Raw genomic sequence first — 12,425 nt, forward strand, 5'->3', positions numbered from 1 at the left:
GCAACCGCGTCGGGCCATGCCCATTGCTGGCCCGGCGAATTGCAGTTTTCGTGAATTGGTGATCTCATGAAATCCCGACTGACGGCCTTCATCCTCATCGGCATGGTCCTGGGGGTGCTAACCGGCTTTGTGGCCAATCTCTGGGTTGGGGGCGACGAAACGCTGGCGAAGGATGTAGCGGGCTATTTCCACCTTCTGGCCGACATCTTCCTGCACCTGATCAAGATGATCATCGCGCCGCTGGTCTTTTCCACGCTGGTCGCGGGCATCGCCCATATGGGCGACAGCGCGGCGCTGGGGCGGATCGGCGGGCGGGCACTGGCCTGGTTCATCATCGCCAGCCTGATCTCGCTGACGCTGGGCCTGATCTTCGTCAATTTCTTCGAGCCCGGCGCGGGCCTCAACCTGGTCCGGTCGGGCGCGGATTCGGGGGTGAGCACCGAGGCGCTCAACTTCCGCGACTTCATCCTGCATGTCTTCCCGACATCGATGGTGGGCGCGATGGCGGAAAATTCGATCCTCCAGATCGTCGTCTTCTCGCTGTTCGTCGGCGTCGCGCTGACCGCCATAGGCGACAAGGGCAAGCCGATCGTGACGGTGATCGAGGCGATGGTCGAACTGATGCTGCAGGTGACGGGCTATGTGATGCGCGTCGCGCCCTTCGCGGTGTTCGGCGCGCTCGCTTCGTCCGTGACGGTGCAGGGTCTGGGCGTGCTCAAGACCTATGGCGCGCTGGTCGGCGAATTCTATATCGCCCTCCTCTGCCTGTGGGTGCTGCTGTTCTGCGCAGGAGCGATCTTCCTTGGCAAGCGGATGTTCAAGCTGCTCCGCTATGTCCGCGAACCGATCCTGATCGCCTTCTCGACCGCCTCGTCCGAAGCCGCCTATCCCAAGATGCTGGAGCAGCTCGACCGTTTCGGCATTCCGCGTCGCATCTACAGCTTCGTGCTGCCGCTGGGCTACAGCTTCAACCTGGATGGGTCGATGATGTACGCAACCTTCGCGACCATCTTCATCGCCCAGGCCTATGGCATCGACCTGCCGATCGCGACGCAGATCACCATCCTGCTGGTGCTGATGGTGACCAGCAAGGGCATCGCCGCCGTACCGCGCGCGTCGCTGGTCGTCGTGGCCGCGACGCTGGGCCAGTTCGAACTCCCGGTCGAGGGCGTGGCCTTCATCCTGGCGGTCGACCATTTCATGGACATGGGCCGCACCGCCACCAACGTGCTGGGCAACGCGATCGCAACGTCGGTCATCACCAAATGGGAAGGTATGCTGGAGGTCGGCGCTCATACACCATCCGCATGTGCACATGATCGTGCCAGGAAGTGGCATCTCGCTGGACGGCACGCGGTGGATATCGTCGCGCCACGCCTTCCTGCTGGCGGTGCGCGTACTGGGGGAATTATTCCGCCGCCTGTTCCTCACCCGCCTGCTGGCGTCGTTTGATGCCGGCAGGCTGGGCTTCTTGGGCGCTCAGGCACATCTCGCTGCCCGCAAGGCGTTCCTCCTGCGCCATCTCTCGCCTATCCGGAAGAAGCGCTGGGTGGTCTATGCCAAGCCGCCCTTCGCTGGGCCGCATTCGGCATCATGGATTGGAAGTCGCCGATTGCCTTGCGCGCGGCTACCAGTTCAGGGACGTTCTCCTCGATTACCGCCACCAGGATCGCTTCGGATTTGGCAAGTCCATCCCACGCCGAGGTCATCAGGCGCACAAGGACGCGCGCCGAGGGCGTGCGTGCGAGGCCACTTTGATTGGCCTTTTCGGCGAGACGGCGCCGTTGGGCCCATTGTGAGACGACACCGCTCTGACCGACAAAACCTTCCGCGCGCATCTCGCGCCAAAGCGCCAGGGCAGTGCGGGTGCCGTTATCCCATCGGTCGTTCAGCCATGGCAGCCAACTGTCCAGGAAGCTGGGTCGGGTGCGGAATACGTCCATTCGCTGACCGCGCAAAACATCGCGAACGAGCTTTCGGCTATGGCCGGTCTGCCGAACAATCTGCCGGATGGACGCTCCATTTTTCGTTAGTTCCCGGACGGCGTCATTGGTTGCCTGCCGACGGAGGTAGCCTTCATACTGGAGCTTTTCGGCATAGTGGCTGAGTCCGCCGAGCATACCGAGCCAGAACGCCGTCATCGAATTGCTCGCAAAAAATGCGTCGCCCGCAAATGACAGTGTCGCACCAAAAGCGGCGCGTCAGAATCTTCAGAAGGACGCGAAGACCACCAAGGGGAAGGTCCGACGGTCGGCGCACATATCGGCTTTGAACCCGCCGACATGTGCGCCCACAGTCGCGGCAAACCGCAAAAGTACAGCGTGAGCGCAGCAGGATTTGGACATCTTCCCCGACGCTCTGCACTGAGACAACTACAAAGCCTTCGGGTGCAAGGCTCGCGCGCTGAAATCGACCGTGCATGGCAGATACTCCCGATTAAGCTGCTGGAGCATACTCCTAACAGCAGCAAAAGTGAGTCAGAGCCAACTTTGCGCGCCGGTTGACAATGGTGCGCGCGATGAATTCGGAATCCGCATGCCGTGAAACAAAGATTTGAGGATTTCGAGTAGGGACGTTTCAAAGAGGAGAGAGTGAAGAGGTTGACATGGAGCCTGGGTTTTCTGTTCTGAAATTGGGTCAGGCTGATGGCGAGCAGCAACGCAGTCCCCCCTATCGATGAACTGGAAGAGATGATAGATTTCAAATCATGAGCGGTGATGAGTTTGAGCATAATGGAAAATTCTCAAAGTCGACGACAAGCGCCCACTCGGCTGCGGGATTGGCTGTGGCGGCCGTGGTATGCGAAGCTATGGTGGAGCGCGGTGCCGACCTATTGGCTGGGCATGCTCGCAACCCTCAGGATTGATGCTCTAGCTGAAGTTTATCATTCGGCTGCCGGTGGATATCTGAACGTCTTGTTCTTCCCGCCGATGGTGGCGCTTGTTCTCTCGTTTGGTTTCTTGCGCAACAGACTGGCATCGTTGCCAGCCCAGGAGGACGGTGAATTTGATGAGGACTCATTTTGGGAGCGAAGGAAATATGGGCCGTCAAGGTTGCCGAAAGAGGTTGATCCGCTGGATTCCGCGTCCGGGGCTCTATGGATCGGCAGCTCTTTGGACCCCCTTAACCCCGGCTATATCAATCGCGCTTCTTGAATGACCCGTCGCCATCTGTTGGACCGTTAGCTAAGTCGGTCGAGAAGCGGCCGCTGTAGAGGAGCGAAGACTGCTCAAATGAAGTGACGGGGGCATTTATATCGGTCGTTCCACGCGCGCTGTCGGCATCTCCAAGATAGCGGTTTCGCAGGCCGTTGGCTCCAAGGATCTCTAAGGTAAGGCGATTTGTGAATGCCTCTGCCGGTTGGCCGGCCTTCGAAGCCGCGTACTCGGCGTTGGCGATAGCTTGCCGGACATCGTAATTTACAATGCTGAGCTGACTGCTGGCGGCTTCGTTCGTGGTCCCGCTTTCCTGACTTGAAACGGCAAGAGATCCTCCAACTCGACCGCTGCCACTCCCGGAGCGATCTTTGCTAGATCCCCCGCCTGTGCTGATGGTTGTACCGGCGATTTCGCCTTGGGCCGTAATATTGAACACGTTCTGATCTTGAGCTGCCCTTCCGATCGAGCGCTCCCAACCCGTCTGCGCCATGATCGCCTGAACATCCCGCTGGAGGGTGTCAACGACCTGCGGTTTCAGGCGCCAATCGCCTTTACGATCCATCTCGAACCCGCCCTTGAGCCAGTTCGCCATCGCGGCGCGACCTTCGGCGCCACCGCCCATGAAATGCTCGATCGTGTCGGGCCCGGCCTGCTTGCCCGCTTCGAACCGCGTGCTGGTGTCGTTGCGCGCGGACTTCTCGAACCCAGCGCTGCTGGAGACGAGGAGGTCATTATGGGCGAGGCTGAAGCGGGCATGGCCGCCATTGGCAACCGCGCCAAGCTGACTTTCGTTGAGAAGGCCGGCCTGCCACATCTGAGCGGCGGTCGCCGGGGTAAGATTCATCCTGAAGTCGCCATTCTGGTCCATGGCGATCTGACGCTTGCTCATCTCGATGCCGTTGGCGCGAAGCAGGCCCTGCATGCGTGACAGACGCTCGCGCTCGACAATGCTGGTCATCCGGGCGTTGCGCGCCCGGTCGGCGATGCCGTCGGTGCCACCTTCCGCCATGTCGAGCTGATTGCCGCTGGCATCAGCCAGCGTCCGAATGAAACTGTCGAGACGAGCCGCCTCGCGCGTCGACATGCCGGCGACCTCGGCGCCTTGTGCAAAGCCGAAATTCTCCGACTGGCGCCGCTGTTCGCCGATCCGGGCAGTGCTGCGGGTGCCGCCATGCCCGACCTCCTTCTGCGCGTCGAGTTTTCCAGAACGCTCGGCAAAGTCATAGCCGGCAGCTTCCCGGGTCCGCCCATAAACGCTGGTACCTTCGCGTGCCGCTTCAGCCGTTGCGCCATCGGCCGTGCCAAGATCGGTCGCCGCCCGATAGGTTTCGAGAGCCTTGGTCACCTGGGCTTCATTGCGGCCCGTTGCGCGGGAGAGTTGCGTGATAGCGGAGGAGCGCGCTTCGCCGGAGAGGGCATTGATGAAGGCGATGCGGCGGCTCATCTCATCAATGGGGAGGCCAAGCATAGCGGCAGCTTCGCGCTGACCTTCATTGCCGCCAGTGCGATGTGCCTGCTCGGTCGCGACGTTGCCCCGTTCCACCTGGGCGACCCGGTCACCCGCATAATCGCGGCGACCTTCCATCGCCCCGACTTGCACCTGCGCTGCCGTCAGGTCATTGCGGAGCATCGTCTCCTGAGTGAAGCTATTGGCGATCAGTTTCGCGAACGTCGGATCGGCGCTGGCCTCGGCCACGACGCCGCTCGCTTTAAGTTCGGCATCTTGGTTCCCATAACCGGCCCGTTCAAAATGCCGGGTGGCCTGCTGCATCATCATGCCATAGGCGCGGGTGTCACCAAACGCTCGCCACTGAACCAACCCCTGGGTGAAGGCGCCGAACGCCTTCTCGCCGGCCTCGCCCGCGCCAAAATAGCGGGTGCCGAGGGTCCGCAGCGCATCCTTGTCGGCAAAATTGTGGATGGCGCCGGTAGCCGCCGCCGCGCGAACCGCGCTGATCGTTGCCGGGTCACCCAAGTCCCGGCCATGAAGCGCGGGCGCAAGGCCGCCCATCTCGCGGGCGGCATCGAGCGCGCCAAGCCCCATCGCCGCGCCACCGGGCGCGCCAGTGCCATGGGATGCCGTGACCGCGCCCGCCGCGCCGAAGCCGCGATTGGCGCCGAAGCTCGACCGTTCCCCAAAATCTCCGAAGGTCGACGCTGCGCCACGGCGCGCGCCCGTGCCCATGGCCGAGGCCTGCGCCTCCAGCGCGGAGGCGAGGCCCTCGGAGGTGGACACGCCAGCGGCGGCAGCCGAGCCCTGCGCCTGGACGCCCAGCGAGCCGCCGGTGAAGGAGGAGAAGACATTGCCCGAAAAGCGGAAGACGGTGAACACGAACGCGCCGGCAAGGCCCGCCGCCGCCGTGCGGAAGCTCCCGAAGATGGCGAGCGCCTTCATCGCCGAGGAGGGGGCAAGCATCCAGGTCGTGGCCGCCACATGATTGGAGCGCATCTCGGCAAGGACCGCCATCGCTCGACCCAGCGTCAGCTGATAGATGCCGGCGTCGATGACGCCCCAGAGCGCCACGAACACGAAGAGGCCCAGCGCAAAGCTCGCGACCCGCAGGTTGATGGGGGTGAGAATGAACAGCAGCGCGATCGGCATCATGAACAGCATGATTCCGAACACCGTCGCCCGGATCGTGGGCATCCATTCATTGGCGGTCGACATGGTGGCGAGACCACCCGCCACCACGGCGCGATTGGCCATCACCCGGGCGGCGGTCGCCGGGCTGTCCTCGAACAGAACGTCGCCCACGCTGTTGCCAAGCAGGATATTGGTGAAGAAGGTCTGGGCGGTGAGCGGCGTCTCCAGCATCATGTCGCCCATCTCGGCGAGGTTGCTGCGGCACCGTGCGAGCTGGTCGGCCTTGGCGATGTCATAGCCTGTGCGCTGACAGACCTGGGCGGAATAGTCCTCGAAGATCGTCGGGTCTGAGAGCCGATCGGCGATATGGGACCAGGCTTCGCTGCAACTGACCGTCGTGCCGCCCTTGTCCGAAGCCGTGAACACCGTGCTGAAGGTCGACGGCCCTGCCATCGCGGCGAACGATGCGGGGAGATCTGTGCTGGTGCGGAAGAGCTGGTCGTCATCCACGCCATAGGCCGGCGAGACGCGGGCGACCGGATAGCATTGGCGGACATAATCCTTGATCGTCGCGTCGAGAAAGGCATCGGTCATCGGCCCGCGCGGATTGATGGCATTGAGGAACAGATCGAAGGCGTGGCCGCCGGCACCGAACTCGAGCTTGGCATGTGGGTCGAGCGTATTGTCGTCGATCGTCTCGGCAAGCGCGCGCTCCATCATGTTGGTGACGCCTGCCACGAGGACGATGAGATTGGGAACGTCCCCGACTGGCTGGTAGGCATTGCGTACCCGGTCGTAAACATGGACGGTGCCGGTCGTCGCGACGAGGCCGACGAACAGGCCGATGCCGACCAGCATCTGAAGGCCGAACGCGACCAGGCCCATGCCGGTACCACGGATCATGGCGAGCACCGCGCCCAGCGCCATCCCGACGACAGCGACGATCAGCACCAGCGTCTCGTAGCGCGGATCGGCGAAGATCATCGACACGAGCCGGAACGCGTCCACGGTTTCGGCAAAGCCGTCATAGGTGTGGAAGCTTGTCTCCAGAGCGAGGGCGGGGGAGGCGACGAACAGGCTGGCGAAACCGCCAAGTGGCGCGGGCAGTCGGGGTAGGCGGCGCATGGTGTGGTGACCCTTCAGCGGTTGCGGCTGGCGGCGGTGCCGGCGGCGTCACGCGCATCCCGATCACGCTGACGGATGAGGCCGGCATAGCCCGTCGAGAGGTTCGCCTGGGAGAGCTCCGCCATATAGGATTGCCGCATCTGCGCGCGCTGGCGCAGCACCTCCTCCCGCAGGTCGCGGAGCTGCTCGATACCCTTGGTGAGGATCCGGGTCTGGCAGATATTGGCGCTGGTCCCATCGGCGGCGCCCGCCGCGCTGGTCCCGCGCTCGGCATTGGAGATCGCAAAATCGATGCTGCGGGTGAGGTCGTTCAGCATTTGATAGGCAAGAGTCAGGGCGACCAGCTCGTCAGTATCGCCGATAACCGAGTCCACCACATCCTGGCGCACGCCCCATTCAAGCATTCGGTAGACCGGCAGGGTCCGTACATTGGCGACGAACTGCCGTTCCTCGGCCGTGAGCGAAGCGCGCGTCCTGATCTTCTCCGCGATCGAGGTCATGCGCTCACGGGTGAGCGCCAGCGCGCCCTTGTTCCCATCCTGCGTGCAATCGGCGGCGGTGGCCGGCATGTTGAGCGCACGCCGCATCACCCGCCCGCTCAGGAAGTCGTCCGAGGACTCGGTATCCTGACCAGCGCAGGCGGGGATAGCCGAGAAGAGCGGCACCTTGTCGGTCGCGTCCCAGCGCATATAGACGTCGCCGACCCGCGCGCGCATGACGGCGGCCCAATCGGCGGCGCCGACGCGGGACGCCGCATGGGCGAGCAGCGATCCGGTGCGGAAGATGTCGGTCACTTCGATCGGGCAGTTGGCCAGTGCGTCCTTCAGATCCTCGGTCGGACTATTCCCGTTCGCCTGGATCTTCTCGCGGCTCTGCTGATAGCTTTTGGCGTAACCTTCTTTCACCGACTTGTAGCCGGTCATCTCCTCGATGATGCCCGACATATTGTCGTCACCTTTGGCGATCTGGACCATGCGGTTGGCGAGGCGGCAGTCGTTGACCTGGATCGAATTCAAGAAATTGGTGGCCGCCTCCATCTTCGAAATGATGTTCCCCATCTTCTCGTCCAATGTTTCCAGCAGATATTGGAACGCGACGGCGGGCGCGGCCTGGAGGATGCTCTCGAGCTTCTGGACGAGATAGTCGGGGTCGAGGAAGGACATGCCGCCCAGAAACATGTCGATGCCGCCGCAGCCTGCCTTTACCTTGGGCATGGTGAGGCTCATCAGATAGTCGCTATGGACATCGATGCGGCCGGACATGCCGCCCGCCGTCACATAGCCGCGCGTCTGGTCCTCGAAGCTGCCAGGGCTGGTATAGGTCACATTGTCGAACCAATGCTCGGCCCAGCTTTGGGCATGGGCGGGCATAGCCGTCCCGCAGGTTGCAAGCAGAGCCAGAACGGTTAGCGTCGCGCTAGATTTGAGATGGGGCATGGCGGCTTCCTTGTCGTGAGGAGAAAAAGGAAGGGCGCGCCCGCCATATGCGAGCCCTTCAGCAGCAACTGAAAAATATTGAGGTTTTTAACCTTGCAAATCTGGAATACTGATCCGAATATGCAAGGATGATTGAACGTCGGATCAGAAGCGAGCTCATTGCTCGGCTGGATGAAAGCCCTGCGGTCGCCTTGCTCGGGCCACGCCAGGTCGGCAAGACGACGCTTGCGCAGGAACTGACCTATGACCGGCCATCCATCTATCTCGATCTCGAATCGGACCGGGATCGCGCGAAGCTTGCCGATCCCGAACTCTATCTCGAAAGCCATGAAGACAAGCTCGTCATACTCGACGAGGTTCATCGACTTCCGGACCTCTTCCAGCTTCTGCGCGGCCTCATCGATCGGGGGCGTCGCAAGGGATTGCGGACGGGTCGGTTCCTGCTGCTGGGTTCGGCTTCCATGGAATTGCTGGCTCAATCGGGCGAAAGTCTTGCCGGGCGCATCGCCTATCTGGAAATGCGTCCGCTCGACGCCCTGGAGGTGGGCGACGGGGATGTTGATCGGCTTTGGATTCGCGGCGGCTTTCCCGACAGCTATCTCGCCACCAGCGATGCCACGAGCCGGCGTTGGAGGCAGGACTTCATCCGAACCTATCTCGAACGTGACATTCCCATGCTGGGTCCGCGTATTCCTTTCGAAACGCTGAGGCGTTTCTGGACGATGCTCGCCCACCATCAATCGGGCCTGTTGAATGCCTCGGACCTGGGGCGCAGTCTTGGCGTCGATTCCAAGACCATCGCCTCCTATCTCGACCTTCTGGTCGACCTGCTTCTCGTCCGTAGGCTTGAGCCCTGGCACAGCAATAGCGGCAAGCGTCTCGTCAAATCGCCTCGCGTCTATGTGCGCGATAGCGGCATCGTCCACACATTGCTGGGTCTTGCCACCCGCGAGGATGTGCTGGGACATCCCGTCGCCGGCGCAAGCTGGGAGGGGTTTGCAATCGAGACGCTGATATCGGCGGCCCCCGAAGGAACGCAGGCGCATTTCTACAGAACATCGGCCGGCGCCGAGATCGATCTTCTCCTCAGCATTCCGGGGCATGGCCTTTGGGCCTTCGAGATCAAGCGCAGCCTTTCGCCCAAGGTCGAGCGGGGCTTCCATCATGCTTGCGCAGATCTGGATCCGGCGCGGCGGATCGTTATCTACCCTGGAGAAGAGACCTACAAGCTCGCCGAGAATATCGAGGTTTGCGCGATAGCCGAGGCAGGCCGATGGCTCCTGTCTCTGCATTGACGGAATGTCGATGATTGAGACGCCCGGCATGATCAGTTCCGATCCTCCCCTTTTGCGTTGGAGATGCCCGCGACAATTCCCGTGAACTTCGCCATCGCGCGAACGCCGACCGCGGCCCGCACGCCGGTCTGCATCTTCAGCCCAAGATAGATGTTGCGGGCGAGATTGGCTGGATGATCCGTCCCGATCGCGATCGGCAGGATGCGCGCCTCGTCGGAGACCGGGCGGAGCCAGGCGACGGGATGGCCGATCCACGGAAGGCCGAGCCGTCCTGAACGGAGCATCGCCTCGTCCCTGCCGATCGGACGGACTGTCAGCCTGTAGCGCGTCTTGAGAGCAAGAAGCTTGGTCCAGAGATCGCCGCAGGGCAGGCAGCCGGGCGCCGTGCTCATCTCGATGACGAATGCGGACCCTTCGCCCTTCAAAGCCGCCTCGAAATCCGGCGGATAATCGACAGTTCGGGGAACGCGGGCGAGCCAGCTCTGCATTTCGCGGGCGCTGGACACCGGATGGATCGCGGCGCGGGCTGCCGCGACACGGTCAGGTGCCAGTCGTTCCGCCTGCGCATGGACCGGGAGCGGCAGCACGCCCAGCAGCGCGATCGATGGTCGAAGAGGAAGGGCCCTCATGGGCGGTCCCCGGCTGGGTTCGCCATCGGATCGGCGGCCGCGACCGGACCATTGGCGAGCGCGTCGAAAAAGCCATTCTCCTCACCGGCACCGGTCAGGAACTGTTCCGGCCTTATGTCGCCCGAGAGCAATTTCACTGCCTGATAGGCGGTCTGGATGAGCGTGGGGAAGGCCTCGACGCCATTGGCGATGACCATGCGCTGCGCGGAGTTGCGGCGAATGACCATGGTGGTGGGCGTCACCTCCACGCCCAGGCGAGCGCCAAGTTCCGGCCGCCGGTCGAGGTCCTCGCGGATGATCTGCCAGCCAGTTTCCTCCTGGAAGCGCTGGAGGATCGGCCATTGCACCCGGCAATAGCCGCAGGAGGTGCGCGAGAACATGACCAGCGCGAATTCGGCGCCCCGCGAGCGGAGATAGGCGCGGCGCACCGCGTCCTTTTCCGCGGTGAGGGCATCGCGCGCATCGCCGATCATCGGGTTGGCGGACTTGGCGCTGAGCTCGGGATGAGCGAGCATCGCAAGCTGGGTGACGCCCGCAAAGGCGCGGGCCTTACGTCTCGCGAAATCCTGGAGGCGCCAGAAGTCCGAAACGGCGTCGACCGTGAGCACGGTCGCAGCATAGTCGCGCTGCTCTGCAATGAGCTTGGCGATGCGGGGCGGGCTCCAGCGCGCCAGCTCCCCCATCGGCGGAATGGCAGGCGCGGGTGGAAGCTCGTCGCTTGGCTGTTCCGGGTCGGGTTTTGGCGCGTACCACCAGTAGCCCTGACGCACGCCATCCTGTGCCGATGCTGGTCCTGCCATGACAAGACCAACAATCGCCGCTCCCGGCAGGATGTCGCGGCGGGTCACAGAAGCCGCTCCATCCGGGTGAGGCGCTCGATCCGGACGGGGCCGAAATAACGACTGTCAAAGCCTCCGGCATGATCGGAGCCGACATAGATAAAGCCCGCCGGGATCGGCCGGTCGCCCCAGTGGAACTGCGGCAGCGGTTGGCCGTCGTGACTGAACGGGCGGGTCGCGCCGAGAAAGGTCCGACCGCAATAATACCAGCTGCGGGTTCCAGGCTTGCCATCGAGCGCTGGCCGCTCAATCTCTCGCAGCCGCTCACCCGGGAGGCACGCAGCTCTCTTGGTGACGCTGACCGGACGGGGACCGGCAACGGGTTGGGACAGCATGAACTGGACGAGGTCGCCTTTCCGGATCGGCCCCGGAGCGGGCCGCACCGCCCAGGCATCAATTGATGGGCTCATCACGAGGGTCACCTTCGGCAGGAGATAACCCGCAAGACCAGCGAGCGGCAGGGTGATGGTAAGGGCTAGCGTCAGACGGCGCGGATTGGCCGGCTGATCCTCGACCGCGCCGCCGAGTGCAGCCACTGTCTCGCGAGGCAGTGCCTTGAGGCGCGGCCAGGCCGCGCTAGCGGTGATACAGGCGAGACGCAGCATCGCTGACCTCCTCCTTGCCGCCAAGGCGGGCATATTCTTCGAAAAGTCCCGACAGTGCCGCGTCGCCATAGACGATATGGCTGGCGCGCGGTTCGACCTTTTCTTCGCGCTCACAATAGGGCAGAGTGGGGTTGCCCGGCACCATGGCGAAGGCAGGGACCTGACTGACGCCATGCTGGCGAAAGAGGATCGGGTCGACGATAAGCTGGACATTGCGCATCGTGCAGGCAGGCCCTTCGCAGCCCGGATCGACGCGCAGTATCTGCGCCGTCAGTTTCGCCATCGGGCCGATCTTGCTCATGCCCCCGGGCACGCCGCGAAAGGCGATGACCCCGCCCACCAGTTCAAGCTGCCCGGCGTAATTGCGGAGGGTCTGGAGCGGCATGGAGGAGGAGGCGAACAGCATCGGCACCCAGCTCTTTGCTGAACCCGGTTCGCGGACATCCTTAGACTTTGCTGCATCGATCGGCGCGGCGAGTCCCAGCGCCTCGTAAAGGCGCTTTTGCACAGCATCATGCTCGGCAGCCAGACGCTGGGCGGCATTCTCCCGATCTTTGCGCGCCCGCGCTTCGATGTCGGGAAAGCGCCCCTTTTGCCGCATCGCCTCGAAGGCCCGCCGGCGCATCGCCTGCGATGGTTCGGGGATGCCGGCTGGACCGGATAGAACGGACTTGTCTGATGCGGGCGGCCTGCGCTCGTCCGCCGTTTGCTGGCCCTGCGCTGGCGCTAGAGCTGCCGCGCAAAGCGCGACCAT

The 12,425-nt window shown here is 63.2% G+C and carries 9 protein-coding genes and 2 pseudogenes; 4 read left to right on the forward strand and 7 right to left on the reverse strand.

What is annotated here, in order from left to right; translation table 11 throughout:
* Positions 1–66 precede the first annotated feature (66 nt).
* Together K3M67_RS19630 and K3M67_RS21995 are read left to right on the forward strand one after the other, a co-directional pair.
* Positions 67–1,326, forward strand: a pseudogene (locus tag K3M67_RS19630) (dicarboxylate/amino acid:cation symporter); the annotation flags it as partial.
* A pseudogene (locus tag K3M67_RS21995) lies at positions 1,280–1,588 on the forward strand (transposase); the annotation flags it as partial. The pseudogenes K3M67_RS19630 and K3M67_RS21995, both read left to right, overlap by 47 nt.
* On the opposite strand, the gene K3M67_RS22000 reads toward K3M67_RS21995, so the two are convergent.
* Complete coding sequence (locus K3M67_RS22000; RefSeq protein WP_502958909.1) at positions 1,530–2,141, reverse strand: hypothetical protein; 612 nt, start codon at positions 2,139–2,141, stop codon at positions 1,530–1,532. The pseudogene K3M67_RS21995 and the gene K3M67_RS22000 sit on opposite strands and share 59 nt — an antisense overlap.
* 576 nt (positions 2,142–2,717) lie before the next feature.
* Here K3M67_RS22000 and K3M67_RS19640 point away from each other — a divergent pair.
* The gene (locus tag K3M67_RS19640; protein WP_285833094.1) at positions 2,718–3,155 is read left to right on the forward strand and encodes a hypothetical protein; all 438 of its coding nucleotides are present in this window, start codon (positions 2,718–2,720) and stop codon (positions 3,153–3,155) included.
* Here the strand turns inward: K3M67_RS19640 and K3M67_RS19645 are convergent.
* Together K3M67_RS19645 and K3M67_RS19650 are read right to left on the reverse strand one after the other, a co-directional pair.
* Positions 3,139–6,867: a conjugal transfer protein TraG N-terminal domain-containing protein gene (locus K3M67_RS19645; protein ID WP_285833095.1), complete on the reverse strand. Its 3,729-nt coding sequence runs from the start codon at positions 6,865–6,867 to the stop codon at positions 3,139–3,141. The genes K3M67_RS19640 and K3M67_RS19645 overlap by 17 nt on opposite strands.
* 14 nt (positions 6,868–6,881) lie before the next feature.
* Positions 6,882–8,303, reverse strand: coding sequence for a conjugal transfer protein TraH (locus K3M67_RS19650; RefSeq protein ID WP_285833096.1), 1,422 nt, complete (start codon positions 8,301–8,303; stop codon positions 6,882–6,884).
* Positions 8,304–8,431: 128 nt separating this feature from the next.
* Here K3M67_RS19650 and K3M67_RS19655 point away from each other — a divergent pair, with 128 nt between their 5' ends.
* Positions 8,432–9,598, forward strand: coding sequence for an ATP-binding protein (locus K3M67_RS19655; RefSeq protein ID WP_285833097.1), 1,167 nt, complete (start codon positions 8,432–8,434; stop codon positions 9,596–9,598).
* A 32-nt stretch (positions 9,599–9,630) separates the two neighbouring features.
* Here the strand turns inward: K3M67_RS19655 and K3M67_RS19660 are convergent, their stop codons facing one another.
* From K3M67_RS19660 to K3M67_RS19675, 4 genes are read right to left on the reverse strand one after another with little or no spacing between them, the layout of a single operon-like run.
* Positions 9,631–10,227 (reverse strand): hypothetical protein, encoded by a 597-nt coding sequence (locus tag K3M67_RS19660; protein ID WP_285833098.1) that lies wholly within the window; start codon positions 10,225–10,227, stop codon positions 9,631–9,633.
* A complete protein-coding gene (locus K3M67_RS19665) occupies positions 10,224–11,027 on the reverse strand; it encodes a conjugal transfer protein TraF (protein WP_285833736.1) in 804 nt (267 codons plus the stop codon). The genes K3M67_RS19660 and K3M67_RS19665 overlap by 4 nt, the downstream gene beginning before the upstream one ends.
* A 44-nt stretch (positions 11,028–11,071) precedes the next feature.
* A complete protein-coding gene (locus K3M67_RS19670) occupies positions 11,072–11,671 on the reverse strand; it encodes a S26 family signal peptidase (protein ID WP_285833099.1) in 600 nt (199 codons plus the stop codon).
* Positions 11,643–12,296 carry a type-F conjugative transfer system pilin assembly protein TrbC gene (locus K3M67_RS19675; protein WP_353051183.1) on the reverse strand — a complete coding sequence of 218 codons (654 nt, stop codon included), beginning with the start codon at positions 12,294–12,296 and terminating at the stop codon, positions 11,643–11,645. Before K3M67_RS19675 ends, K3M67_RS19670 begins: the two co-directional genes overlap by 29 nt.
* Positions 12,297–12,425: the final 129 nt, after the last annotated feature.

Origin of the sequence: Sphingobium sp. V4, from assembly GCF_029590555.1 — a bacterium.
GTDB lineage: Bacteria > Pseudomonadota > Alphaproteobacteria > Sphingomonadales > Sphingomonadaceae > Sphingobium.